This is a genomic window from Streptomyces sp. NPDC051740 (assembly GCF_044453165.1).
In the GTDB taxonomy this organism is placed as follows: Bacteria; Actinomycetota; Actinomycetes; order Streptomycetales; family Streptomycetaceae; genus Streptomyces; species Streptomyces atrovirens.
The window spans coordinates 439,911-463,257 of record NZ_JBITCL010000003.1; the positions used below are offsets into that span (position 1 = coordinate 439,911).

The 23,347-nt window shown below is 72.5% G+C and carries 23 protein-coding genes; 8 read left to right on the forward strand and 15 right to left on the reverse strand.

Features of this window, described 5'->3' with window-relative positions:
- Positions 1-107 precede the first annotated feature (107 nt).
- Both ACIA6T_RS07755 and ACIA6T_RS07760 read right to left on the reverse strand, forming a co-directional pair.
- Positions 108-911, reverse strand: a complete 804-nt coding sequence (locus ACIA6T_RS07755) for an aminoglycoside adenylyltransferase domain-containing protein (protein ID WP_399445642.1) — start codon at positions 909-911, stop codon at positions 108-110.
- Positions 912-949: 38 nt separating this feature from the next.
- Positions 950-1,486, reverse strand: a complete 537-nt coding sequence (locus ACIA6T_RS07760; RefSeq protein WP_399445643.1) for a cysteine hydrolase family protein — start codon at positions 1,484-1,486, stop codon at positions 950-952.
- A 188-nt stretch (positions 1,487-1,674) separates the two neighbouring features.
- Here ACIA6T_RS07760 and ACIA6T_RS07765 point away from each other — a divergent pair, with 188 nt between their 5' ends.
- Together ACIA6T_RS07765 and ACIA6T_RS07770 are read left to right on the forward strand one after the other, a co-directional pair.
- Entirely contained in the window at positions 1,675-2,097 is a 423-nt protein-coding gene (locus ACIA6T_RS07765; protein WP_399445644.1) for a pyridoxamine 5'-phosphate oxidase family protein, read from the forward strand.
- 328 nt (positions 2,098-2,425) lie between these two features.
- Entirely contained in the window at positions 2,426-2,872 is a 447-nt protein-coding gene (locus ACIA6T_RS07770) for a type II toxin-antitoxin system PemK/MazF family toxin (RefSeq protein ID WP_399445645.1), read from the forward strand.
- On the opposite strand, the gene ACIA6T_RS07775 is transcribed toward ACIA6T_RS07770, so the two are convergent.
- Complete coding sequence (locus ACIA6T_RS07775) at positions 2,826-3,707, reverse strand: TIGR02452 family protein (protein WP_399445646.1); 882 nt, start codon at positions 3,705-3,707, stop codon at positions 2,826-2,828. The two genes, ACIA6T_RS07770 and ACIA6T_RS07775, sit on opposite strands and share 47 nt — an antisense overlap.
- Positions 3,708-4,007: 300 nt before the next feature.
- Between ACIA6T_RS07775 and egtA the strand changes: the two genes are divergently transcribed.
- From egtA to egtD, 4 genes are read left to right on the forward strand one after another with little or no spacing between them, the layout of a single operon-like run.
- A complete protein-coding gene (gene egtA / locus ACIA6T_RS07780) occupies positions 4,008-5,330 on the forward strand; it encodes an ergothioneine biosynthesis glutamate--cysteine ligase EgtA (RefSeq protein ID WP_399445647.1) in 1,323 nt (440 codons plus the stop codon).
- Positions 5,327-6,643 (forward strand): ergothioneine biosynthesis protein EgtB, encoded by a 1,317-nt coding sequence (egtB, locus tag ACIA6T_RS07785; RefSeq protein WP_399445648.1) that lies wholly within the window; start codon positions 5,327-5,329, stop codon positions 6,641-6,643. Before egtA ends, egtB begins: the two co-directional genes overlap by 4 nt.
- On the forward strand, positions 6,643-7,398 hold the full coding sequence (gene egtC / locus ACIA6T_RS07790) for an ergothioneine biosynthesis protein EgtC (RefSeq protein WP_399445649.1): 756 nt from the start codon (positions 6,643-6,645) through the stop codon (positions 7,396-7,398). Before egtB ends, egtC begins: the two co-directional genes overlap by 1 nt.
- Positions 7,395-8,357, forward strand: coding sequence for an L-histidine N(alpha)-methyltransferase (gene egtD, locus ACIA6T_RS07795; protein WP_399445650.1), 963 nt, complete (start codon positions 7,395-7,397; stop codon positions 8,355-8,357). Before egtC ends, egtD begins: the two co-directional genes overlap by 4 nt.
- Before the next feature lie 25 nt (positions 8,358-8,382).
- Here egtD and ACIA6T_RS07800 read toward each other — a convergent pair whose 3' ends face one another.
- Positions 8,383-9,633, reverse strand: a complete 1,251-nt coding sequence (locus tag ACIA6T_RS07800; protein WP_399445651.1) for an extracellular solute-binding protein — start codon at positions 9,631-9,633, stop codon at positions 8,383-8,385.
- Positions 9,634-9,819: 186 nt separating this feature from the next.
- Here ACIA6T_RS07800 and ACIA6T_RS07805 point away from each other — a divergent pair, with 186 nt between their 5' ends.
- Positions 9,820-10,035 (forward strand): dodecin, encoded by a 216-nt coding sequence (locus ACIA6T_RS07805; RefSeq protein ID WP_399445652.1) that lies wholly within the window; start codon positions 9,820-9,822, stop codon positions 10,033-10,035.
- A 24-nt stretch (positions 10,036-10,059) separates the two neighbouring features.
- Here the strand turns inward: ACIA6T_RS07805 and ACIA6T_RS07810 are convergent, their stop codons facing one another.
- From ACIA6T_RS07810 to ACIA6T_RS07840, 7 genes are all read right to left on the reverse strand, one after another.
- Positions 10,060-10,551, reverse strand: coding sequence for a hypothetical protein (locus ACIA6T_RS07810; protein WP_399445653.1), 492 nt, complete (start codon positions 10,549-10,551; stop codon positions 10,060-10,062).
- A 269-nt stretch (positions 10,552-10,820) separates the two neighbouring features.
- Positions 10,821-11,759: a DUF2382 domain-containing protein gene (locus tag ACIA6T_RS07815; protein ID WP_399445654.1), complete on the reverse strand. Its 939-nt coding sequence runs from the start codon at positions 11,757-11,759 to the stop codon at positions 10,821-10,823.
- 103 nt (positions 11,760-11,862) lie between these two features.
- Positions 11,863-12,663: a lysophospholipid acyltransferase family protein gene (locus ACIA6T_RS07820; RefSeq protein ID WP_399445655.1), complete on the reverse strand. Its 801-nt coding sequence runs from the start codon at positions 12,661-12,663 to the stop codon at positions 11,863-11,865.
- Positions 12,663-13,433 carry a GNAT family N-acetyltransferase gene (locus ACIA6T_RS07825; protein WP_399445656.1) on the reverse strand — a complete coding sequence of 257 codons (771 nt, stop codon included), beginning with the start codon at positions 13,431-13,433 and terminating at the stop codon, positions 12,663-12,665. The genes ACIA6T_RS07820 and ACIA6T_RS07825 overlap by 1 nt, the downstream gene beginning before the upstream one ends.
- A 300-nt stretch (positions 13,434-13,733) precedes the next feature.
- The gene (locus ACIA6T_RS07830) at positions 13,734-14,483 is read right to left on the reverse strand and encodes a succinate dehydrogenase/fumarate reductase iron-sulfur subunit (protein WP_399445657.1); all 750 of its coding nucleotides are present in this window, start codon (positions 14,481-14,483) and stop codon (positions 13,734-13,736) included.
- Entirely contained in the window at positions 14,480-16,429 is a 1,950-nt protein-coding gene (locus ACIA6T_RS07835; RefSeq protein WP_399445658.1) for a fumarate reductase/succinate dehydrogenase flavoprotein subunit, read from the reverse strand. Before ACIA6T_RS07835 ends, ACIA6T_RS07830 begins: the two co-directional genes overlap by 4 nt.
- A 2-nt stretch (positions 16,430-16,431) precedes the next feature.
- The gene (locus ACIA6T_RS07840) at positions 16,432-17,103 is read right to left on the reverse strand and encodes a succinate dehydrogenase (protein WP_399445659.1); all 672 of its coding nucleotides are present in this window, start codon (positions 17,101-17,103) and stop codon (positions 16,432-16,434) included.
- Positions 17,104-17,223: 120 nt separating this feature from the next.
- Between ACIA6T_RS07840 and ACIA6T_RS07845 the strand changes: the two genes are divergently transcribed.
- A complete protein-coding gene (locus tag ACIA6T_RS07845) occupies positions 17,224-18,108 on the forward strand; it encodes a LysR family transcriptional regulator (RefSeq protein ID WP_399445660.1) in 885 nt (294 codons plus the stop codon).
- A gap of 120 nt (positions 18,109-18,228) precedes the next feature.
- On the opposite strand, the gene ACIA6T_RS07850 is transcribed toward ACIA6T_RS07845, so the two are convergent.
- From ACIA6T_RS07850 to ACIA6T_RS07865, 4 genes are all read right to left on the reverse strand, one after another.
- Positions 18,229-18,603: a DUF4440 domain-containing protein gene (locus ACIA6T_RS07850; RefSeq protein WP_399445661.1), complete on the reverse strand. Its 375-nt coding sequence runs from the start codon at positions 18,601-18,603 to the stop codon at positions 18,229-18,231.
- Between the two features lie 139 nt (positions 18,604-18,742).
- A complete protein-coding gene (locus ACIA6T_RS07855) occupies positions 18,743-20,884 on the reverse strand; it encodes a putative bifunctional diguanylate cyclase/phosphodiesterase (RefSeq protein WP_399445662.1) in 2,142 nt (713 codons plus the stop codon).
- Complete coding sequence (locus ACIA6T_RS07860) at positions 20,881-21,693, reverse strand: SAM-dependent methyltransferase (protein ID WP_399445663.1); 813 nt, start codon at positions 21,691-21,693, stop codon at positions 20,881-20,883. The genes ACIA6T_RS07855 and ACIA6T_RS07860 overlap by 4 nt, the downstream gene beginning before the upstream one ends.
- Positions 21,694-22,018: 325 nt before the next feature.
- Positions 22,019-22,951, reverse strand: coding sequence for an SCO0930 family lipoprotein (locus tag ACIA6T_RS07865; RefSeq protein ID WP_399445717.1), 933 nt, complete (start codon positions 22,949-22,951; stop codon positions 22,019-22,021).
- Positions 22,952-23,347 lie beyond the last annotated feature (396 nt).

Sequence of the window (23,347 nt, forward strand, 5' to 3'; positions counted from 1 at the left end):
AGCCGGTGACCGACACGCGATGCCGCGCCGAAGAGCCTAGACAGCGGAACCGATGGCTGTCGAGCCGTTAAATCCGGGGGCGACGGCGGGCTGCGCGCGGGCGGATGTCAGGCCGGGGCGTCGTGCCCGCCCTCGGCCGCGGCGGCCTCGTCCACGCGGCAGGCCACCCAGGCCAGGAAGTCCCCGACCGCCGCCCCGGGCAGCGCGGGCGCGGACTCACGGGGGCGTGCGAAGCTGCGCAGCGCGTCCGTGATCAGTGGCCGGAACTCCGCCTCCGCGGCGGCGACGATCCCGGCCGCCCCGCGTTTGGCGAACCAATGGCCGGTGCGGCAGTACACCACGGAGCGGCAGCCGTTGAGCACCCGGTTGTCGGCCGTGTGCCCCTCGCCCTCGGCGTGTTCCCGCACGGAGGCGCGGAGCGCGGCGAACACGTCGGCCCGTTCCGGTGCGGCGATCACGTCCCGTGCCGGCCCGCCGAACAGCGGGAGGCCGGCCTGGTGGGCGAGGGAACGGTCGAGGACGTACCAGAACGCGGGCCCCTCCCCGGGGTCGTGGCTGACCCGCTCGGGCAGTGACGGTCCGGTGTTGAGGTCCATGAGGTACCCCGCCCCGCCGGACGGGCGGCCGGCGAAATCGGCCGGGTAGACGACCAGTTCCAGTCCGGCCGCGGGACAGACCAGGGCGGGGTGGGCCAGCGCCCCGGCCAGTTCGGGCAGGGCACGCCGGGGAAGCGAGCGGTCCACCACGACGGTCACGTCGACGTCGCTGCGTCCGTGCCGGTAGTCGCCGAGCGCGAGGGATCCGACGGCGAGGACGCTCACCAGGTGGGGGCCGCAGACGGCGCGCGTGCGGTGGACCAGTTCGTCGAGGTAGGGGCGGACCTCGCGGGGCGGGACGGGGGTACGGCTCATGGGACCAGTGTCGGCCCGCGGATCCGCGGCGCGGTGCGTCAGTTCCACAACTCGTCGCTGTCGCACACCAGCGCGCCCATGTTGCGTTCCATCATCCGCAGGGCGGCGTCCGCGAGGTCGGCGTGGATGTGGGCGACGGCGTCACGGGGGACGGTCACGTCGAAGTGGCGGATGTGCGCGTCGAGCGACGAGTACAGGATGCACTGCTCCGTGACCTGGCCGCACAGCACGAGCCGGTCGATGCCCTGCTGGTTGAGCAGGTAGCCCAGTGGTGTCTCGAAGAAGGCCGAGTGCCGTGCCTTGACGACGAAGAGCGAGGAGTCGTCCGGCAGCAGCGGTTCCACGAGGCGCGCGTGCGGTCCCGACAGGGCCTTGTCGAGCAGCTCACCGTGGTGGGAGCGCCATTCGCCGAAGTTGTCGTTGACGTAGATCACCGGCACGTCCCGGTGCCGCGCCCGTTCCAGCAGGGCGGAGACGACCGGTACGACCGACTCGGCGGACGGGATCAGATGGTCGGCGTCCGGATGGTCGTAGGTGTTGATCATGTCGATGACGATCAGCGCGGTCTTGCCCATGCCCTCCGGGTTCCACCCGCGCGGGAGGGTCAGACATGTTTACTCGGGCGCGACCGTGACGGCGGGGAGCGGAGGACGGCGGCCGGCCCGCGAAGGCCGGCCCGCAGGGGCCTCGTGTACCGGGTCCTGAGCGTCATCAGGGCCGTCCGGCCCTAGCCCGGCGGGGGTCCGCCGCCGACGATGGAGGAATGATCCACAGCGATGGCTTCCGGCCGCTCGACCGCCAGGAGTGTCTGCGCCTGCTGGCCAAGGTGCCGGTCGGTCGCGTCGTCTACACCCGGCAGGCACTGCCCGCCGTCCTCCCCGTCAACTTCGCCCTGGACACGGACGCCTCCGTGGTGCTGTGCACCTCCGCCGCGTCCGATCTGGTCCGGGCGATCGACGGCGTCGTGGTCGCCTTCGAGGCCGACGACTTCGACGCCGGGAGCCGGTCCGGCTGGAGCGTGGTGGTCACGGGCCGGGCGGCCGTGGTGACCGACCCGGCCGAACACGAACGCCTGCTGCGGACCGGGCCCCGCTCGTGGATGCCGATGCACGACGGGGTGTTCGTCCGGGTCGAGGCCGAGATGGTCACGGGCCGGGAACTCACGGGACTGCCCGAGCCGGGCTGAACCGGTGACCGCGTACGCGGCGCGGCTCCGGTCGCGGCGGACGGCCGGGCGGTAGGGCGGTGCGGTGGCTGCGGGCGGTAGGGCGGTACGGCGGCTGCGGGCGGTACGGCGGCTGCGGGCGGCGAGGCGGTACGGCGGCTGCGGGCGGCCGGTGCGGTGGTGGTCGGCGAGACCGGCGCCCGCGAGTCAGGGCAGTGGACGTTCACGGACCGGTCGGCGCGCGGTGAACCGCTGCCGGTCCCCGGCCGCGCGGTCGGGGGCGGAGCCGCGTCGGTACGGGAGGTGGCCGGCGTCGTCGGCCGTGTGAGGGGTGCCGTACGGTACGCCTGTGACCGCCTTCAGCCCTGAGAACGCCCCGGGCCGCCACGGCCCTTACGCCACCGTCGAGGCCGCGCCCCGTGAGGTGGGCCGGGTGCGCACCGAGTACTCGCCCGCGTACGACGGCGACCCCGATCCCGGGGAGATCGTCTGGACCTGGGTGCCCTACGAGGAGAACGACGGCCGGGGCAAGGACCGTCCGGTGCTCGTCGTCGCCCGGGAGACGGGCGGGACGTTCCTCGCCGTGCAGTTGTCCAGCAAGGGGCACAACGGTCACCGGGAGTGGGTGCCGATCGGCAGCGGGCCGTGGGACCGGTCGGGCCGCGACTCCTGGGTCGCCGTGGACCGGGTGCTGCGGCTGTACGAGGAGGGCATGCGCCGGGAGGCGTGCGCGCTGGACCGGATGCGGTTCAACCTCGTGCGTCAGCGGCTGCGGGAGCGGTACGGCTGGAGCTGACGTCCGCCGGTCCGGGCAGCAGGTCCGCGAAGGTCCGCTCGAACGCGGCGCGGACCGCGCTGTCGCGGGTGCGGTCCAGGATGCCGAACACCACGTGGGCGAAGGCGCCCTCGAAGCGCCCGCCCGGCTCCAGGTGCGACCGGAACGCCGCCGCCACCTGGGCGGGGTCGTTGCGGAACACCCCGCAGCCCCAGGCGCCCAGCACGAGCCGCCGGTAGCCGTGGGCGGCCGCGGTCTCCAGCACCCGCCCGGCCCGTACCACCAGGGCGTGCGGCACCTCGGCCGCCCGCTCCGGCGCCGTCCGCAGGATCACGCCCGCGTTGGGCGCGGGCGAGGTGAGGAAACCGGCCGTGAACGGCTCGTCCAGGAGGCGTCCGCGGTCGTCGCGGAAGACCGGCACGGCGGGTGAGTGGATCACGCGGTCCGTGTAGAACGGGTCGCGGTGGGTGCGGTGGTGGTCGTAGAAGCCGGCGGCCCGCAGCAGGCACGTGTACAGCGCGGAGGCGCGGCACAGGGCCTCCTCCTGGGCCTGGGCGCCGTTGAGGTATCCGCCGCCGGGGTTGCGGGCGGAGGCGAAGTTCAGTACGGCCACCCCGTCCGCGAGCCGCCGGGCGGCCTCCAGACTGCTCTCGCCGGTGACCTCGAACCGGGTGCCGGCCGGCCGGGAATCCGGGAACGGGAACGGGACCGGCCGCGGCCCGTACGTCCGCGTTCCGCGGGCCGCGGCCTCGACCGCCGCCCCGATGGACACCTCGTGGCCGCCGGGTGCGCGGTAGGCGCCCGCCGCCACGATTCCCTCGGTCTCCCGGGCGATGCCGCGCAGGCGCGCGCTCACGGCGCCACCCCCGTAGCCGCCGTGGCCACGCGCCGCGCGGTCTCGCTCGTCGTGCTCATGCAGGCATCCTGAGCGATGCTGGTGAGGCGGTGCAACGGAGTTTCCGCCTCCCCGGAAGGCCCGGGAAACGGGCGGGAAACCGCCCGGGAACAGGCAGGACGAAAGGATGACGGACCCGGGACGTCCCGCCAGGCGCCCTTGTGCCCGCCGACGCGAAGGTTTTGGGTGGACGGGTTGACGCCGGCCGGGAGCGGCGAAGCTCCGGGCCGGTGACATGTGGAACCTCAGGAGGATCCCGACATGTCCGATTCGGCAGGCGGCTGTGTGGAGCCGCGTACCGCCGTCACAGAAGCCGAGGTGGAAGCCCTGGTGCGGGGCATCTGCTTCAAGACCGGACCGCCGCGCCGCCTCGGGGTCGAGGTGGAATGGCTCGTCCACGAGCTGCGGGACCCGCGGCTCCCCGTGTCACCCGAACGACTCGAAGCGGCCTACGCCGCTCTGCGGACCGTGCCTCTGAGGTCGGCGCTCACCATCGAGCCCGGCGGCCAGCTGGAACTGAGCTCGCCGCCCGCCGCCTCCCTGACGGAGTGCGTCGGTACCGTCTCCGCCGACCTCGACGCCGTCCGCGCGGTGTTGCGCGAGGACGGTCTGGTCCTCGTCGGCCTCGGCCACGACCCCTGGCACACCCCCCGCCGGTTCCTGCGCGAACCGCGGTACGACGCCATGGAGGCCTGTCTCGACCGCACCGGCCCCGCCGGCCGGGCCATGATGTGCGCCTCCGCCTCCGTGCAGGTGTGCGTGGACGCCGGGTACGAGGAGCCCGGCCCGCTCGGCCATGTGCGGCGCTGGTGGCTGGCGCACCAGCTCGGCGCGGTCCTGGTCGCCGTGTTCGCCAACTCCCCGGTCGCCGGGGGCCGGCCGACCGGCTGGCTGTCCACGCGGCAGCTCCGCTGGACGCAGATCGGCACCGGCCGGGCGGGCGCCCCCGTGCTGGACGCCGACCCGCGCGGCGCCTGGGCCCGGCACGTCCTGGACTCGCCGGTGATGTGCGTACGGCGTGGCGGAGGACCGTGGGACGTGCCCCGGGGGCTCGCCTTCCGGGAGTGGATCAGGTCCGGCACACCCGGCCCGCCGACCCGGGACGACCTCGACTACCACGTCACGACCCTGTTCCCGCCGGTGCGGCCGCGCGGCCACCTGGAACTGCGCATGATCGACGCGCAGCCCGGTGACGACGGCTGGATCGTGCCGCTGGCCGTGGTCGCGGCGCTGTTCGACGACCCGGAGGCCGCCGAGACCGCCTACCGGGCGGTGAAGCCGCTGGCCGAGCGGGCGCACGGCATGCCCGCGCCGCACAGTCCGCTCTGGCGGGACGCGGCCCGCGTCGGCCTGGCCGACCCGGAGCTGCGCGAGGTGGCCGTCACCTGTTTCGCGGCGGCGCTGCGCGCCCTGCCCCGGCTCGGTGCCACCACCGAGGTGATCGACGCGGTCGGGGCGTACCGGGACCGGTATGTCGCCCGCGGCCGCTGCCCGGCCGACGACTCGCTCGACGAACTGCGTGCGACGGCCCGCGGCGCGCGCCCCCGCCCCCCGCACCCGCATGGGAAGGACATCCCCTCATGACCGACCCCGCCCTCGACGCCGAAGCCCTGCGCGAGCGCGCGGTCGCCTCGCTGATCACCGCGCGGGACCGCACCACGCTGCTCACCAGTTGCGTCGACGGGCCCGATCTGACCGCCCAGCACTCGCCGCTGATGTCGCCGCTGGTGTGGGACCTCGCCCACATCGGCAACCAGGAGGAGCAGTGGCTGCTGCGGGCCGTCGCCGGCCATGAGGCGATACGGCCCGAGATCGACACCCTGTACGACGCCTTCGAGCACCCGCGCGCCGAACGTCCGAAGCTGCCGTTGCTGCCGCCGGAGGAGGCCCGCCGGTACGCGGCCGACGTGCGCGGCCGGGCGCTGGACGTGCTGGAGACCGCCGCGTTCCACGGGACGCGGCTGACCGAGGCGGGCTTCGCCTTCGGGATGATCGCGCAGCACGAACAGCAGCACGACGAGACCATGCTGATCACCCATCAGCTGCGGAGGGGACCGCAGGCGCTGACCGCCCCGGACCCGGAGCCGGTGCCGCTGTTCACGGGCCCGGCCGAAGTCCTGGTCCCGGGCGGCCCGTTCACCATGGGCACCTCGGACGAGCCGTGGGCGCTGGACAACGAACGGCCCGCGCACCGGCGCGAGGTGGCGCCCTTCCGCATCGACACCACTCCGGTGACGAACGCCGCGTACCGGGCGTTCATCGAGGACGGCGGCTACGACGAACCCCGCTGGTGGACGGCCGAGGGCTGGGCGCACATCCGCCGCAACTCCGTCACCGCGCCGCTGTTCTGGCGCCGGGACGGCGGGCAGTGGCTGCGGCGCCGGTTCGGTGTCACCGAGGTGGTGCCGCCCGACGAGCCGGTGCTGCACGTGTGCTGGTACGAGGCCGACGCCTACGCCCGCTGGGCCGGGCGCCGGCTGCCGACCGAGGCCGAGTGGGAGAAGGCGGCCCGGTACGACCCGGCCGGCGACCGCTCGATGCGCTACCCGTGGGGCGACGCCGAGCCCGCGCCCGAGCACGCCAACCTCGGCCAGCGGCATCTGCGTCCGGCGCCCGCCGGGAGCTACCCGGCCGGTGAGTCGCCGCTGGGCGTAAGGCAGTTGATCGGCGACGTGTGGGAGTGGACGGCGAGCGACTTCCTGCCGTACCCGGGGTTCAGGGCGTTCCCGTACAAGGAGTACTCGGAGGTGTTCTTCGGACCGGAGCACAAGGTGCTGCGCGGCGGTTCGTTCGCCGTGGCCCCGGTGGCCTGCCGGGGCACGTTCCGCAACTGGGACCTGCCGATCCGGCGGCAGATCTTCTCCGGATTCCGCACGGCGCGCTCGGAGGACGTCTGATGTGCCGTCATGTGGCCTACGTGGGGCCCGAGGAGCCGCTGGGCGAGCTGCTCGTGAAGCCGCCGCACGGTCTGTACCGGCAGTCCTGGGCGCCCCGGCGGCAGCGGTACGGCACGGTCAACGCCGACGGCTTCGGCGTGGGCTGGTACGCGGAGGGTGATCCGGTGCCGGCCAGGTACCGGCGGGCCGGACCGGTATGGGCCGACCTGTCGTTCGCGGATCTCGCCCGTGTCGTACGGACCCGGGCGCTGCTCGCGGCCGTACGGGACGCGACCCTGTCGGGTGCCGACGCGGAGGCCGCGGCGGCGCCGTTCGCCGCCGGGACCTGGCTGTTCAGCCACAACGGGGCGGTGCCGGGCTGGCCGGGCTCGCTCGCGCCGCTGGTGGCGTCCCTGTCCGCCGAGGACGTGCTGTCGCTGGAGGCCCGCAACGACTCCGCGTTCGTGTGGGCGCTGGTGCTCGCCCGGCTGCGGGCCGGTGACGAGGAGGGGCAGGCGCTGGCCGACACGGTCCTGGAGGTCGCCGGGGCGGCCCCCGGGGCCCGGCTCAACCTGCTGCTCACAGACGGCGACACCGTCACTGCGACCGCCTGGGGCGACACGCTGTGGTACCTCACCCGGGCCGGCGGCGGCACCGTCGTGGCCTCCGAGCCCTATGACGACGATCCGCACTGGCGTGAGGTCCCCGACCGCACCCTGCTCGCGGCGAGCCGTACGGACGTCCTGCTGACCCCGCTCAAGGAGCCCCTCACGTGAGTCCGTTCCACCTCACCCGCACCCTGCCCGAGGACACCACCGGCGCCGCCCTGCGCGCCGACGTCCACGAGGGCCTGACCGGCAGCCCCAAGACGCTGCCGCCCAAGTGGTTCTACGACGCGCGGGGCAGCGAACTCTTCGAGGAGATCACCACGCTGCCCGAGTACTACCCGACCCGCGCCGAACGCGAGATCCTGCGCGCCCGCGCCGGTGAGATCGCCGCGGCGTCCGGTGCCCGCACCCTGGTCGAACTGGGCTCCGGCTCCTCGGAGAAGACACGGCACCTGATCGACGCCCTGACCGGACTGCACACCTATGTCCCCGTCGACGTCAGCGAGAGCGCCCTCACGCTCGCCGGGCGGGCGCTGGCCGCCGAACGGCCGGGGCTGGACGTGCACGCGCTGATCGCCGACTTCACCGCCCGGCTGACCCTGCCCGACACGCCGGGGCCGCGGCTGGTGGCGTTCCTCGGCGGCACCATCGGCAATCTGCTGCCGGCCGAGCGTGCCGCGTTCCTCGCCTCCGTCCGCGCCCTGCTCGCCCCGGGCGACGCCCTGCTGCTGGGCGCGGACCTGGTGAAGGACGAGCGGGTGCTGGTCCGGGCGTACGACGACGCGGCCGGTGTGACGGCCGCGTTCAACAAGAACGTCCTGACCGTCATCAACCGGGAGCTGGGCGCCGACTTCGACCCGGACGCCTTCGACCATGTGGCGCTGTGGGACGCCGGGCACGAGTGGATCGAGATGCGGCTGCGCTCCCGTACCGCGCAGACGGTGAAGATCCCCCCACTGGAACTCGCCGTGGACTTCGCGGCGGGCGAGGAACTGCGCACCGAGGTGTCGGCGAAGTTCCGCCAGGACGGAGTGCGTGAGGAACTGTCTTCCGCAGGGCTGGAGTTGGCCCGGTGGTGGACGGACGGGGAGGCGCGGTTCGCGCTGTCGCTGAGCGTCGCGCGCTGACGGGAACGCCGGGCCGCGCGTCGCCCTAGTCGAAGGCCAGGGCCTCGGTGATGCGGCGCGCGGCGCGCTCGGCCTCGGTGGCCGGGTCGGACCCGGTGAGCACCTCGGTCATGTACTCCTTGATCGGGTTGTCCGCCTCGACCGCGCTCCACTGGGGTGTGATGGGGGTCGCCCGGCCCTGTGCGGCTCCGGCCGCCATGGCCGCGACCCCCTCCTCCTCCGCCACCGACTCGGCGAGTTCGGCCTTGTTGGGGACGTAGTTCATCGTGCGGGCCAGGTCGGTGTTCCACTTGGCGCCGGTGAGCGCGGCGACGACCTCGACGGCTCCCTCCCGGATGTCGGTCTTGGCCGGGATCACGAGGTCGGAGCCGCCGGTGAAGACGGCGCCGGGCTTGTCGGCGGTCTTGCCGGGGACGGGGAAGTAGCCGAGCTCGCCCTTGAGTTGCGGGTTCTGCTTGAGGATGGCGCTTGCCAGCCCCGGTACGGCCACGATCTGGGCGACCTTGCCCTCGGCGAACACGTCGGCCTGCGGCGGGTGTTCCTCGTCGGCGTCGGCCGGTCCGTCGCCGAGTGCCTGGAGCCGGCGGTAGAAGTCCATGCCGCGCAGCGCCTCCGGGCTGTCCAGCGCGCCGCGCCAGACGCCGTCCCGTTCCCTGGCGAGGTCTCCGCCCTCCTCCCAGATGAAGCCGGCGAGCGTGTACCAGTCCTGTCCGGCGAGGTAGACGCCCTGGTTGCCGCCGGTGTCGAGCTCCTCGGTGAGGGTGAGCCACTCGTCGCGGGTCTCCGGCGGGGCGGTGACGCCGGCCTGGCGGAAGAGGTCCTTGCGGTAGATGACGACGCGGTTGGCCGCGTACCAGGGGATGCCGTACTGCTGCGATCCCCACTGGCCGGGTTCGGCGAGACCGGGCAGCCAGTCCTCCCGGCCCCAGTCGCGCATGGACTCCAGGGTGAGGTCGAGCAGTCCGTCTCCCTCCGCGTACGTGGCGACCTGGGTGTTGCCGACCTCGATGACGTCGGGGCCGTCCCCCTCGTCCGTCTCCAGTGCCTTCTGCACCTTCTCGCCGATGCCGGTCCATTCCTGGATGCGGATGTCGAGGTCGAGGCCGGGGTGCTCGCGCTCGAACTCCTCGGTGAAGCGGTCCAGGTACTCCTGCGAGGCACTGTGCCGCATCAACCACACGGTGACCGTGTGCCGTTCGGCGTCGCCGGGCATCAGTCCGCAGCCGCTGAGCAGGGAGGCGGACACACAGACAAGGGCGAGCAGACGGCGTTTCACGAGGGTCCTGTTTCTGTCTGACGGACAGGGCGGGGCCCGACGTGGGGGGCGAGCGGAGCTCGGGCGGGTGCTCAGCATCTTGGTATGGACCAATGCATAGGTCAAGGCCGTCAGGTGAACAGGGCCGACGTCTCGCGCTCCGCCGTGGTGTGGGGCACGGTGGAGTGACGTGAGAGGAGCAGCCGCATGTCGAATCACACCTACCGGGTCACGGAGATCGTCGGCACCTCGCCCGACGGCGTCGACCAGGCCGTACGCAACGGCATCGAACGCGCCTCGCGGACCCTGCGCAATCTGGACTGGTTCGAGGTGACCCAGGTACGCGGCCAGATCGAGGACGGGCAGGTCGCGCACTGGCAGGTGGGGCTGAAGGTCGGCTTCCGGCTGGAGGAGGCGGACTGAGCCCGAGCCTGGGTCCGGGCGGGGTCAGGTCCGTCCTTCACGCTCCTGCGCGTCCTTCAGCTCGCCGGACGGGGCCGTCCAGCGAGCCTGTACGACGGTGAAACCGGCCCGCCGGGCGTCCAGGCAGACCAGCTCGTCGTCGTCCACCAGCACGCGGACGTCCCGGGTGCGGGCGAGGCGGCGCAGGATCGCCAGCTTGGTGTGGCGGGCCGGCCGGCGGTCGGCGTTGCCGCGCATGTACACGTCCCCCTCGGGCAGTTCCTGGGCGGCGAGCCAGTCCAGCGTGTCACGCCGGCAGCGCTCGGGGCGGCCGGTGAGGTAGACGATCTCGCACTCCCGCGCGCACTTCCGGACCAGGGCGATGCCCTCGGCGAGCGGGGGGTCCTGCGGCGCGGCGGCGAAGAAGGCGTCCCAGTCGCGGGGCCTGCGCTCCAGGAAGCGCTGCCGGTGCCCCGTGTCGGCGAGGGTGTTGTCGAGGTCGAACACGGCCAGCGGCAACTTGCTGCGATCGGTCACACGACCGAGCCTAGACGCACGTACGCCCCTGCGGGCACGTCGCGCCACCCACCTCACAGCCGCGGACAGCCGTGCCGCCGCACTGCCGTAGCTGCGGGCAGTCGTGCCTCTCCCAGCGCCTTAAGGGCCTGGGAGGTACCCCCAGGGCGGCACGACTGCCCGCGGAGAGCGCGGTGGGCGGGGTGACCAGCCAGGGTAGGCGAAAGGCGGGGTGGGTGTGGCGGCGCGCCGGTGGTGTTCGCACCGGCGCGCACTGGGAGGGGGCGGGGTTACTCGCGGCCCCGCTTGGGGACGTCGCGGCCGCGGCGGCCGGACTCCTCGTCCAGTTCCGTCTCGGCCTCGATGCGCTCCTTGCGGACCTGCCCGCGGACGGTCTCGTCAGCGGTCTTCTCCTCCGTGGTCATCCGGACCCGCTCGACCGGCACCGCCTCGGTCTCCACGACCGGGCGCTCCTCGTGCAGCGTGACCTCGTGCTCGTCCTCCTTGAAGGCCGGGCCCGACATGGCATCGCCGCGGTTGGCGTCCGTGATCGGCTCGCGCTCCACGCGGACTTCCTCGTGGCGCACCGGCACGGTCTGCTGGACCTCCTCCGTGACCACGTACTTGCGCAGCCTGGCCCGTCCGGTCTCGTGCCGCTCGACACCGACGCGCATGTGCTCCTCGGAGCGGGTCATGGCGTCGTCGCCGCGTCCTCGGGTCCGGGCTTCGCTCCGGCGGCCCTCGGTGTCCGCGGTTCCGGCCGTACCGGCCGTATCGGCCGCGCCCGGCGCCGTCCGGGAGGCGTCGCCCCGACGGCCGGCCATGCCCGCCGTACCGGCCGCTCCCGCCGTACCGGCCGTATCCATACCGGGAGAACGGTCGCGTTCACCGGGCTCGGTCAGCACGGAGCCCCAGTCGATGCCGTAGTAGTCGTACAGACGGTGCTCCTCGTCCACCGACAGGTGGCCGCCCGCGTCGATGTCGACGTTGGGCGCGCCCTTGATCTTGTCCTTGGGGTAGGGAACCTCGAGGTGGTCCTTCACCAGGGCGGCGTCGCGGATGGGGATGAACGACTCGCTGGAGCCGAACATGCCCGTTTTGACGGTCACCCACTCGGGGCGTCCGCTGGCGTCGTCGAGGAAGACGTGCTTCGCGTCGCCTACCTTGTTCCCGTCCCCGTCGTAGACGGGATGATCCAGCAGGATCGAGATCTCTTCGCGGGTGATCATCTTCCATCACCCTCCTTTCGAAGGTCGCCCCCCACGGGTTCTCCCGGATCGCCCGACAAAAACAGAATGAAAGAGACAAAAGGTACTTAATTTTCCACAGTGCTCATCCGTGGGGTCCGCCCTCGTGTCCCGTCACCGCCTCCGGCTGCGCCGCGCGCGCCAAGGCGCGGCGGTCGAGGTGGCTCCCCGGCGGGAGGGGAGCCCGCACCTCGACCTCGGCGACCACGCCACGGGCCGACGCCACGCGCCACAGCGAGGCGAGGAGCGTGTCGTCGCCGACGAAGGCCGGTGCGGTGGCCGGGGTTCCGCGCGCGCTCCGGTAGCGGATGCGCACCGGCTGCACCGGCACCCGGGCGTCCAGCGCCGCCTGGAAGACCGCGCGGCGGAAGTGCCCCCGGGCCAGGCCGCACCAGGTGCTGCCCTCCGGGAACGCCGCGACCGCCGCGCCGCCGCGCAGGACCCCGGCGAGCGCGGTGACCGTGCCGGGCAGGGCGCGCAGCCGGTCACGGTCGATGAACAGCACGCCGCCGCGCGCCGCCAGCACCCCCGCCACGGGCCAGCGCCGTATCTCGGTCTTGGCCAGCATCCTGGCCGGACGGACCGCCGCGAGCAGCGGCACGTCCAGCCAGGAGATGTGGTTGGCGACGAGCAGCAGTCCGCCCGTGGGCACGGCGGTCCCGTCGATACGGACCCGGACCCCGGCGGCCCGTACGATCCACCGGCACCACCGGCGCACCGCGCCGGCCGGGATCCGCCGCCCGAGCGGGAGCAGCGCGATCCCGGCGAGGAGCAGCAGGCCCACCGCCGCCAGCCGCAGCACCGCCAGCGGTACGGCCGTCGCGGACGCCGTCGGTTCCACACAGCCCCGCGGGGTGCAGGGCGCGCCCGGCAGCCAGACGCTCATCAGGCGGGGACGAGGGAGAGGAAGTGCCGCAGATAACGGGGGTTGACCCGGTTCATCGGCAGCAGCACATAGAGGTCGGCGACACCGAAGTCCACGTCGTGCGCGGGCTCGCCGCAGATCCAGGCGCCGAGCCGGAGGTAGCCGCGCAGCAGGGCGGGCAGCTCACCGGGGGCGGCGGGTGCCGAGGTCCTCGGCACCCAGGGCAGCAGCGGGCGCACCCGGTACTCCTCCGGCGCGAGGTGTCCCGCCCGCACCCGGTCCCAGGTGGCGGAGGCGAGCGCGCCGCCGTCGGCGAGGGGGACGGAGCAGCAGCCCGCCAGCCAGGCGTGGCCGCGGTCGGTCATGTAGCGGGCGATGCCGGCCCAGATGAGCCCGATGACCGCGCCGTCGCGGTGGTCGGGGTGCACACAGGAACGGCCGACCTCGACGAGGGACGGCCGTATGGCGTCGAGGGCCGACAGGTCGAACTCCCCTTCGGCGTACAGCCGCCCGGCGATCCCGGCGCGCTCCGGCGGCAGCAGCCGGTAGGTGCCGACGACCTGCCCGCTCGCCTCCTCCCGGACCAGCAGGTGGTCGCAGTACGCGTCGAACGGGTCGACGTCCAGCCCCGGCTGCGAGCCGGACAACAGGGCGCCCATCTCCCCCGCGAAGACGTCGTACCGCAACCGCTGAGCGGCACGCACGTCCTCCTCGTCGCGGGCGAGGGTGACGGTGTAGCGGGCGGGTGCGGTGGGCTTCGGGGGGTGGTCGACGGTCAGCACGCCGGTCATGGCTCTCTCCTGATCACGCGCCGGAGCGGGGGTGGGGACACCCCTGTTCTCCCGACCGGGGTTGGCGTGTACGTGACCGGAGCCGGGAGTACGGATGTGGAGATGCTGAATGCCGGGAGCGCAAGCGAGACGGGGCCGGAGGGAGCACCTCCCCCGACCCCGTCCGTCCGCACTTCCGGCGAACGTTCACTGAAGCGCCCCTCCAGGGGCGCGGGGCTGTATCGATATGCGGCTCCGCCGCGTGGGCGCGACCAGCCACCGACGGCCCGCGGTCAGAGCACGGCCCGCCGCCGCACGGCGCTACCGCTTGCCCACCTTGCGGGTGGCCCGCAACCACTCCTTGTTCATCCCGGTGATGGAAGTGAGCGGAATGCCCTTCGGGCAAGCGGTCGCGCACTCGCCGGCCAGCGTGCAGCCCCCGAACCCCTCCTCGTCCATCTGCGCCACCATGTCCAGCACCCGCGTCTCCCGCTCGGGCGCCCCCTGCGGCAGCACATTGAGGTGATTCACCTTCGCGGAGGTGAACAGCATCGCCGCCCCGTTGGGACACGCCGCCACGCATGCGCCGCACCCGATGCACTCCGCGTGCTCGAAGGCGAGGTCGGCGTCCGGCTTCGGCACCGCCGTGGCATGGGCCTCCGGCGCGGCGCCCGTCGGTGCCGTGATGTAACCGCCGGCCTGGATGATCCGGTCGAAGGCGGACCGGTCGACCACCAGGTCCTTCACGACCGGGAAGGCGGACGCCCGCCACGGTTCGACGTCGATGGTGTCGCCGTCCTCGAAGGACCGCATGTGCAGCTGGCAGGTGGTGGTGCGCTCGGGCCCGTGGGCGTCGCCGTTGATGACGAGCGAGCAGGCGCCGCAGATGCCCTCGCGGCAGTCGTGGTCGAAGGCGACCGGGTCCTCGCCCTTGAGGATGAGCTCCTCGTTGAGGGTGTCGAGCATCTCCAGGAAGGACATGTCGGGTGAGATGCCGTCCACCTCGTACGTGGACATGGCGCCGTCGGCGTCGGCGTTCTTCTGCCGCCAGACGCGCAGGTTGAGCTTCATGCGTAGCTCCGCTGGGTGGGGTGGACGTACTCGAAGACCAGGTCTTCCTTGTGCAGGACCGGAGCCTCGCCGGTGCCGGTGAACTCCCAGGCGGCGGCGTAGGAGAACTCCTCGTCCCTGCGCGCGGCCTCGCCGTCGGGGGTCTGGGACTCCTCGCGGAAGTGGCCGCCGCAGGACTCGGAGCGGTGCAGCGCGTCGAGGCACATCAGCTCGGCGAGCTCCAGGTAGTCGACGACGCGGTTGGCCTTCTCCAGCGACTGGTTGAACTCCTCGCCGGTGCCGGGGACCTTGATGCGGCGCCAGAACTCCTCGCGGATCTGCGGGATCCGCTCCAGCGCCTTGCGCAGCCCGGAGTCGGTGCGGGCCATCCCGCAGAACTCCCACATGAGTTCGCCGACCTCGCGGTGGAAGGAGTCGGGGGTGCGGTCGCCGTCCACGGACAGCAGCAGGTTCAGCCGGTCCTCGGTCTCGGCCAGCACCTCCTGCACCACCGGGTGTTCGTCGGTGACCTCGTCCTGGTGCGGGTTGCGGGCCAGGTAGTCGTTGACGGTCGCCGGGAGGACGAAGTAGCCGTCGGCCAGGCCCTGCATCAGCGCGGAGGCGCCGAGCCGGTTGGCGCCGTGGTCGGAGAAGTTGGCCTCGCCGACGGCGAACAGGCCGGGGACGGTGGTCTGGAGGTCGTAGTCGACCCACAGTCCGCCCATCGTGTAGTGCACGGCGGGGTAGATCCGCATGGGCACCTGGTACGGATCCTCGTCGGTGATCCGCTGGTACATGTCGAAGAGGTTGCCGTACTTGGCCTCGACGGCCTTGCGGCCCATCCGCTTGATGGCGTCGGCGAAGTCGAGGTAGACGCCCTGCCCGCCGGGGCCCACTCCCCTGCCCTCGTCGCAGACGTTCTTCGCGGCGCGGGAGGCGATGTCCCGGGGGACGAGGTTGCCGAAGGAGGGGTAGACGCGCTCCAGGTAGTAGTCGCGCTCGTCCTCGGGGATGCTGCTCGCCGGCCGGTCGTCGCCCTTGGCCTTCGGCACCCAGATCCGGCCGTCGTTGCGCAGCGACTCGCTCATCAGCGTCAGCTTGGACTGGTGGTCGCCGGTGCGCGGGATGCAGGTGGGGTGGATCTGGGTGAAGCAGGGGTTGGCGAAGTACGCGCCGCGCCGGTGCGCCCGCCAGATCGCGGTGGCGTTGGAGTTCATGGCGTTCGTCGACAGGTAGAAGACGTTGCCGTAGCCGCCGCTGGCGAGGACGACGGCGTCCGCGAAGTACGTGTCGATCTTCCCGGTGATCAGGTCCCGGGCGACGATGCCGCGGGCCCGGCCGCCGACGACGATCAGGTCGAGCATCTCGGTGCGCGGGTGCATCTCGACGTTGCCGGCGGCGATCTGCCTGCTGAGCGCCTGGTAGGCGCCGAGGAGCAGCTGCTGGCCCGTCTGGCCGCGGGCGTAGAAGGTGCGGGAGACCTGGACGCCGCCGAAGGAACGGGTGTCGAGCAGTCCGCCGTACTCGCGGGCGAAGGGCACGCCCTGGGCCACGCACTGGTCGATGATCTCCACGGAGATCTGCGCGAGGCGGTGCACGTTGGACTCGCGGGAGCGGAAGTCGCCGCCCTTGACGGTGTCGTAGAACAGGCGGTGGACCGAGTCACCGTCGTTGCGGTAGTTCTTCGCCGCGTTGATGCCGCCCTGCGCGGCGATGGAGTGGGCGCGGCGCGGGGAGTCCTGGTAGCAGAACTGGACGACGCGGTAGCCCTGTTCGGCCAGGGTGGCACCGGCGGAGCCGCCCGCGAGGCCGGTGCCGACGACGATGACGGTCTTGCCGCGCCGGTTGGCGGGGTTGACCAGCTTGGCCTCGAAGCGGCGCTTGTCCCAGCGCTCGTGGACCGGTCCCGCGGGGGCCTTGGTGTCGGTGACCGGCTCGCCGGTCGCGTACTCGGTGTAGGAAGTCATGGTCAGCTCACCACTCCGGTCATGACGCCCACGGGTACGGCGAGGAAGCCGGCCGTGAGCAGCAGCGCGAGGGCATTGGCGGTGGTCTTGAGGGCGCGGTCGCGGGTGCGGCTGCCGACGCCGAGGGTCTGGGCGGCGCTCCAGAAGCCGTGCCGGATGTGCAGGCCGACGGCGAGCATCGCGACGATGTAGATGACGTTGCCGTACCAGGTGGAGAAGGTGTCCACGACGTTCTGGTAGGGCTTGCCGGACTCGAAGCCGCCGGAGTGCACGGTGCCGGTGGTCAGGTCGAGGAGGTGCCAGACGATGAACAGGGCGAGGATGACGCCGCCCCAGCGCATGGTGCGCGTGGCGTAGCTCGTCCGCGCCTTCTTGTGCACGTACTTGCTGGGGCGCGCCTTGATGTCGCGGCGGCTGAGCTGGTAGGCGGAGACGGCGTGGGCGATCACGGCGACGACGAGGACGACGCGGACGAGCCACAGCGTCCACTCGTAGTGCATGAACGGTTCGCCGACGGTGCGCAGCCAGTGGGCGTAGTGGTTGAACTCGCCCGCCCCGAAGAAGATCTTCAGGTTCCCGATCATGTGGGCGACCAGGTAGAGCAGCATGACGATGCCGCTGACCGCCATCACCGTCTTCTTGCCGACGGTCGAGTCCCACACGGTGCGTGCCATGGACGGCCGTCGGTCCGTCCGCGTTGCCAGAGCCATGTCACCAGACGCTAGGGCCGGAGGGCCCCATCGGTCCAAGACATGGTACGGCTCGTTTCGATAGGGCGAGCCTATGATGAGGTCATGCAGTTCCAGCAGCTCCAGTACTTCGTGGCCGTCGCCGAGACCCGGCACTTCACCCGGGCCGCGGAGCTGGTCCACGTCGCGCAGCCGTCACTGTCGCAGCAGATCAAGGCGCTGGAGCGGGAGCTGGGGGCGGATCTGTTCCGGCGGGCGCGCGGGAACATCACGCTGACCGACGCGGGTGAGGCGCTGCTGCCGCTGGCCCGGCGGATCCTCGCCGACGCGGACACCGCGCGGCACGAGGTGCAGGAGGTGGCGCAGCTGCGCAGCGGGCGGGTGCGGCTGGGGGCGACGCCGAGCCTGTGCACCGGGCTGCTGCCGGACGTGCTGCGCGCCTTCCACGACCGGTATCCGGGCGTCCGGCTGCTGATCGAGGAGGGCGGCTCGCACGACCTGGTGCGGGAGCTGGCCCGCGGGGCGCTGGACCTCGCCCTGGTGGTCCTGCCGCTGCCGACGCCCTCCCCCGCGCTCACCACGGTGGAGCTGCTGCGCGAGGACCTGGTGGTCGTCTCCTCCCCGGACGCCCCGCGGCCGGGACGGGGCCGGCGCACCGTGCGCATCGCCGACCTGGAGGGCGAGCGGCTCGTAATGTTCCGGCACGGCTACGACCTGCGCGAGCTGACCGTGGCGGCGTGCCGGGCGGAGGGCTTCGAGCCCGGATTCGCGGTGGAGGGCGGCGAGATGGACGCGGTACTGGGTTTCGTACGGGCGGGGCTGGGGGTGGCGGTGGTGCCGCGGATGGTGGCCGCGCGGTCGGGGCACGGGCTGCGGGTCACTCCGTTGGCGCGGCCGGGGCTGTACCGGGCCATCGCCCTGGCCCACCGCAGCGACGTGGCCCCGCCTCGGGCGGCGCGGGAACTGCAGCGGATGCTGCTGGAACGCTGACGCGGGTGTGCGTGGGGGGCCTCGCCCCGCCGCCCCTTCCCTCCCCGTCCCTGGGGGCTCCGCCCCCAGACCCCCGTGCGCAGTTCCCCGCGCCCCTGTATGCCCGGGCCCCGTGCCCCTTCAGGAGGCCGGGGTGCCCTGGTGGTAGTACATACGCCGGCCCGTCCGGTCGTCGTGCTTGCGCCGGAGGGAGCTGCGGCGGGCCCGGTGGCCGTCGAAGCGGGTCTCGTACGTGAGGTGCACCCGGCCGGGTGCGAGGAGGACGCCGGTGATCTCCGACGGTTCGCAGACCGGGCCGTCCGCCGAGCCGCCCGGGTGGCCGGGCAGCTCGGCGATCATCTCCGCGTACGTGTGGCGCCGGCCCGAGGCACCCGCCTCGGTGGACTCCGGATCCAGCAGACGCACGCCCTCGGCACGCGAGGAGCACACGACCGGGTCCATGAGCCGCAGCTCTCCTTCGATCGCCGCCCTCACCGGACCCCTCTCCCGGTCCATCCCCACCTGGTCCTTCTCCGTCCGTGAGAGCTTCCCCCGGGGGCGCGGGGCAGACACATGTGCGGCTCCGCCGCGTGGGCGCGACAAGCCCGACCGGCCCGCAGCCACCGTACGACCCGCACCCCGAGCCACTGGGCGGCTAGCCCGTGGCATCCACCAGCGCCAGCTCGTGCAACCGCTCCGGCGGCCCCGGCCGGGCGTAGTACCAGCCCTGCGCCGTGTCACAGCCGAGGATGCGCAGCTGCTCGGCCTGCGCCCCCGTCTCCACGCCCTCCACCGTGACCGCGAGGTCGAGGCTGTGGGCCAGGGAGACGATCCCCTCGACGATCTTCAGGTCGACGGGGTCGGCCGGGAACCGCTGCATGCTCTGGGTGAAGGAACGGTCCAGTTTCAGGACGCTCACCGGGAGCCGGCGCAGGTTGGCCAGGTTGGAGTAGCCGGTGCCGAAGTCGTCCAGCGCGATGTCGACGCCCATCTCCGCCAGCCGGCGCAGCGGCTTCAGCAGGTCGTCGTCCGCACCGATCAGCGCCGACTCGGTCACCTCCAGGCACAGCGCGTCCGGCGCCATCCCCGTACGTTCCAGGATCTCCACCGTGTCCTGGACCAGCCCGGGATGCGTGAGCTGACAGGGCGACAGGTTCACGTTGATGCGCAGCGGGCCGAGCGCCTCGCCCCCGTGCCGGTCCCGCCACTCACGGGCCTGGCGCACCGACTGCTCCAGCACCCAGCGGCCCAGCGGAACGATCAGCCCCGTGTGCTCGGCGAGCGGGATGAACCGGTCCGGGGACAGCACCCCGTGCTGCGGGTGCAGCCAGCGCACCAGCGCCTCCGCGCCCCGCACACTGCCGTCGCCGAGGTGCACCAGCGGCTGGTACTCGATGAAGAACTCGCCCCGGTCCAGGGCCGTCGGCAGCGCCGTGGTGAGCCCGTGCCGGGTGATGGCGCGGGCGTCCGCCTCCGGGTCGGCGAGCTCGAACCGGTTGCCGCCCGCCGACTTGGCCCGGTACATGGTGATGTCGGCGCTGCGCAGCACCTCCGCCGCACTGCGTTCCCCGGCCGGTCCCTCGACGATGCCGATGCTGCCGCGCACGGTCAGCTCCCGGCCGTCCACACTGATCGGGGCGAGCAGCGCGTTCATGATGCGGGCGGCGAGCTCGTCGACGGTGCGCTCGGTGTCGGGACCGGTGGTCAGCGCCACGAACTCGTCGCCGCCGAGCCGGGCCACCATCTCGCCGGACGCGGTGGCGCAGGCCTGCAGCCGGTCGGCGACCTCGACGAGCAGCCGGTCGCCGGCCGCGTGCCCGAGACTGTCGTTGACGGTCTTGAAGCCGTCCAGGTCGAGGTAGCACAACCCGAACCGCCGGCCCTCGCCGGCGCCGAGCGCCTTCTCCAGCCGCTCGAAGAAGAACGCCCGGTTGGGCAGCCCGGTGAGCGCGTCGTGGGTGGCCTCGTAGCGCAGCCGGAGGTTGAGCAGCCGCCGCTCGGTGGTGTCCTCCATGAGGGCGAGCTGGTACTGCGGGTCGCCGTCGGCGTCGCGGAGCAGGGACACCGTCAGATTGGTCCACAGGACCGTTCCGTCCGGGCGGTAGAACGCCTTTTCGAGGTGGTAGTGCTCGCGCTCGCCGCTCACCAGCTCGTCGTAGAGCCGCCATGTCTGCGGGGCGTCGTCGGGGTGGACCCACTCCTTGACGCTGCGACCGCGCAGGGCCTGCTCGGACAGGCCGAACATGCGCCGCAGCGCACCGTTGACCTGCAGGACGTTACCCTCCAGGTCGGCGATGCCGATCCCTATGGCCGCGCCCTCGAACACCGCCCGGAACCGGGCTTCGGTGGCGTGCAGCGCCTGCGCCACCACGCCCTGGGCCTCCAGCGCGGCCCGCGCGATGGCCTCCTGCTCGGCCAGCGTCCGCTCGCGCAGCGCCTGCGCGAACCCGGCGGCCATGGCGTGCTGGAGCCTCGCGGAGCGCGCCCGCAGGTCCTCCCGGTCGCCGTCCTCGCCGCAGTACAGGACGAGATAGGCGTCCACGCAGTCCAGGGTCCGGCTGAGCGCCTCCGGGGCGGTGCAGTGCGCCTCCACCAGCGCGGCACCGGCCGCCCGGCCCGCGTCCGCGTCGAACGACCGGGCCCGCAGCGCCTCGCTCAGCAGCCGGGCCAGCGGCAGCAGCCGCTCCTCGAACTCCGGGCGGGTCGACGACGTCGAGGTCACCGGGAAGACCGCCCGGCTCCAGATCGTCACGAACCGGCGCAGTCTGTCCTCCGGCCCGTCCGGCTCCGCGCTCACGCCGTACGCCCCACGCCCGCGAAACCGGAGAACGCGTAGGGATCCTCGTCCTCCGGTGCGGTGTCCGGCCGCCACTGCGGCATCGGCACCAGTCCCGGTTCCACCATGTCGTACCCCTCGAAGAACCGCGCGATCTCGTCGCGCGTGCGCATGATCAGCGGGTTGCGAATGTCCTGGTACACGTCCACCGCCCCCTCGGCCCGCTCCGCCGGCAGCGGGATTCCCTCGTACGAGGCATGGGTGAGCACGAGCATGCTGCCGGGCGCGAGGGCCCGGCGCAGTTCGGCCACCGCCGCGTACGGGTCGTCCGCGTCTTCCACGAAGTGCAGTATGGCAACGAGAAGCAGCGCCACCGGCCGATTCAGGTCGATCAGCCGCAGCACTTCGGGACTGTCGATGATCTCCCGCGGCTTCCGGAGGTCCGCGGCGACGATGTCCGCGCCGTCGTTGCCCTCCAGAACGGCCTGGCTGTGCGCCACGGCCACCGGGTCGTGGTCGACGTACATCACACGGGCGTCCGGTACGGCCGCCTGCGCCACCTCGTGGACGTTGCCGAACGTGGGGATACCGGAACCGATGTCCAGGAACTGGGTGATGCCCTCACCGGCCGCGAAACGCACCGCCCGCCGCATGAAGGCACGGTTCGCCTGCATGATCTTGGGCAGGCCCGGCATGAACTCCATGGCCCTGCGGGCCGCTTCCCGGTCGACCTCGAAGTTGTGGGAACCGCCCAGGTAGTAGTCGTACATCCGGGAGACGCTGGGCACCGAGATGTCGATGCTCCGCGGGGCCCAGACGGGACGCTCCATGTACCTCTCCAAGGCGTAGGCGATCCGGTGTTCGAGCAGAGGCTACTGATCGCCCGCCAAAGGAGCGACCCCAAACGGAAATTGACCATCCGTTCCCGGTCACTGCCAGTGGCACGTGCCTATTGGACGCCCGCGAAAGCGTGACGACATGTGTCCGCGGCGTTCCGGAGAGTTCCGGCACGTCGAGAGGTACGCGGAGAAGGGTGCCGATGATTCCACGGGTGCCGGGGAATCACGGCAGAACGGTCCGCCCCTCCGCACGCTGCGGAGGGGCGGACACGGGGCCGGCGACGTCCGGAGCGGACGACACCCTTGGGGGAGGTTGCTACTTCTCCGAAGCGCCGACCGGCTTTCCGTCGGGCCGTACGGCGTACCAGGTACCGCCGACGCCCTGACCGTTGGTGTCGCCGGGAGCCTTGTCACCGGCGAAGGTGTAGATGGGCCAGCAGTTGATCGTCTGCTGGTCGGCGCCGTCCGGGCGGGTGAAGGTCATGTAGCCCTTCTCCTGGATGCCCTTGGTGTCCTCGAAGTCGACCGGCGAGACCACCGGCCACTTCTCCAGGCAGGCGCCGGTGCAGGCCGACACGGGTTTCGGCCAGGCCTCGTCCTTCATGAAGCGGTAGACGGTCATGCCGTTCCCGTCGACGACGATCTCGCCCAGCTTCGCGTCCTCACGGGTGGACAGTCCGGGCCGGTCGGCCGCCTGGGCCTTCTTGCCCTGGGGGTTCAGCGCGTACCACTTGCCGCCCACGCCCTGGCCCTTGACGTCGCCGGCGTTGACGTCCTTGACGTAGCGGTAGGCCGGCCAGCCGGCGACGGTGAGCTGCTTGGTGCCGTCGGCCCGGTCGACCGACCCGAGCAGCGCCTTGTCGATGCCCTCGCCGGCCGTGGCGTCGTCGGCGGGCACCGGCGGCCAGGTCTTGGCGCAGTCGTCCTCGCAGTTGGAGGCGGGCGGCTCGGCGGTGTCCTGGTCGAAGCGGTACAGGGTCAGGCCGAGGCTGTCGGTCACCACCTTGCCCAGTTCGGCGTTGGTGGAGACGTTCAGCTCGCCCGCCGTGTCGGCGGGGCTCGCCGACGCCTGGGCGCCGCCGCCTCCCGCCTGGCCCGCGCCGATGCTGCCGAGGTCCCCGGCCCCGGTCGTGGCACCCACGTTCTGGCTGGCGGCGGGCGGCGGACTGTCCTGACCGCACGCCGTGGTCAGGGCCAGCACCGCCGCGGCGCTCGCCACCAGTGAGGCGGTCCGCCAGGAGGTCTTCATCGTCAACTCCACATCATCGCAAGGGTCGTGCAGCGCCCTGCTGTGCCGCCGCTCGACGATGGGTACGCATGGAGGCACGGGTCGTGTTCAACGGTGGCCCGGATTTCTTTTGTTAACTCCTTCGGGGCAATCACCGGGATCCCGGGCGCGGCCCGGCGGTTCACGATTCATGATCTTCGTCGTGCAAGCACTCGTACCGACCCAATCCCGCGCCACCGCACGCGCGTTGGCCGTGACGACGCTGATCTGGGCGCTCGTCGGCGCACCCGGCACGGCCGCGGCCGACGCCTGCGCGTACGCCTCGACGGGACCGGGCGGCACGGAGGCGGTGGCGGTCGCGGGACACGTCACCTGGACGGACCCCCCGTTCTGCTCACCACCGCCACCGTCCCCCAC

Excerpts from the sequence above, each read along its gene's own strand:
- ACIA6T_RS07755 (WP_399445642.1), bottom strand. The coding sequence starts at position 911 with ATGAGCCGTACCCCCGTCCCGCCCCGCGAGGTCCGCCCCTACCTCGAC.
- ACIA6T_RS07760 (WP_399445643.1), bottom strand. The coding sequence starts at position 1,486 with ATGGGCAAGACCGCGCTGATCGTCATCGACATGATCAACACCTACGAC.
- ACIA6T_RS07765 (WP_399445644.1), top strand. The coding sequence starts at position 1,675 with ATGATCCACAGCGATGGCTTCCGGCCGCTCGACCGCCAGGAGTGTCTG.
- egtA (WP_399445647.1), top strand. The coding sequence starts at position 4,008 with ATGTCCGATTCGGCAGGCGGCTGTGTGGAGCCGCGTACCGCCGTCACA.
- egtB (WP_399445648.1), top strand. The coding sequence starts at position 5,327 with ATGACCGACCCCGCCCTCGACGCCGAAGCCCTGCGCGAGCGCGCGGTC.
- egtC (WP_399445649.1), top strand. The coding sequence starts at position 6,643 with ATGTGCCGTCATGTGGCCTACGTGGGGCCCGAGGAGCCGCTGGGCGAG.
- ACIA6T_RS07805 (WP_399445652.1), top strand. The coding sequence starts at position 9,820 with ATGTCGAATCACACCTACCGGGTCACGGAGATCGTCGGCACCTCGCCC.
- ACIA6T_RS07815 (WP_399445654.1), bottom strand. The coding sequence starts at position 11,759 with ATGATCACCCGCGAAGAGATCTCGATCCTGCTGGATCATCCCGTCTAC.
- ACIA6T_RS07820 (WP_399445655.1), bottom strand. The coding sequence starts at position 12,663 with ATGAGCGTCTGGCTGCCGGGCGCGCCCTGCACCCCGCGGGGCTGTGTG.
- ACIA6T_RS07825 (WP_399445656.1), bottom strand. The coding sequence starts at position 13,433 with ATGACCGGCGTGCTGACCGTCGACCACCCCCCGAAGCCCACCGCACCC.
- ACIA6T_RS07830 (WP_399445657.1), bottom strand. The coding sequence starts at position 14,483 with ATGAAGCTCAACCTGCGCGTCTGGCGGCAGAAGAACGCCGACGCCGAC.
- ACIA6T_RS07835 (WP_399445658.1), bottom strand. The coding sequence starts at position 16,429 with ATGACTTCCTACACCGAGTACGCGACCGGCGAGCCGGTCACCGACACC.
- ACIA6T_RS07840 (WP_399445659.1), bottom strand. The coding sequence starts at position 17,103 with ATGGCACGCACCGTGTGGGACTCGACCGTCGGCAAGAAGACGGTGATG.
- ACIA6T_RS07845 (WP_399445660.1), top strand. The coding sequence starts at position 17,224 with ATGCAGTTCCAGCAGCTCCAGTACTTCGTGGCCGTCGCCGAGACCCGG.
- ACIA6T_RS07850 (WP_399445661.1), bottom strand. The coding sequence starts at position 18,603 with ATGGACCGGGAGAGGGGTCCGGTGAGGGCGGCGATCGAAGGAGAGCTG.
- ACIA6T_RS07860 (WP_399445663.1), bottom strand. The coding sequence starts at position 21,693 with ATGGAGCGTCCCGTCTGGGCCCCGCGGAGCATCGACATCTCGGTGCCC.
- ACIA6T_RS07865 (WP_399445717.1), bottom strand. The coding sequence starts at position 22,951 with ATGAAGACCTCCTGGCGGACCGCCTCACTGGTGGCGAGCGCCGCGGCG.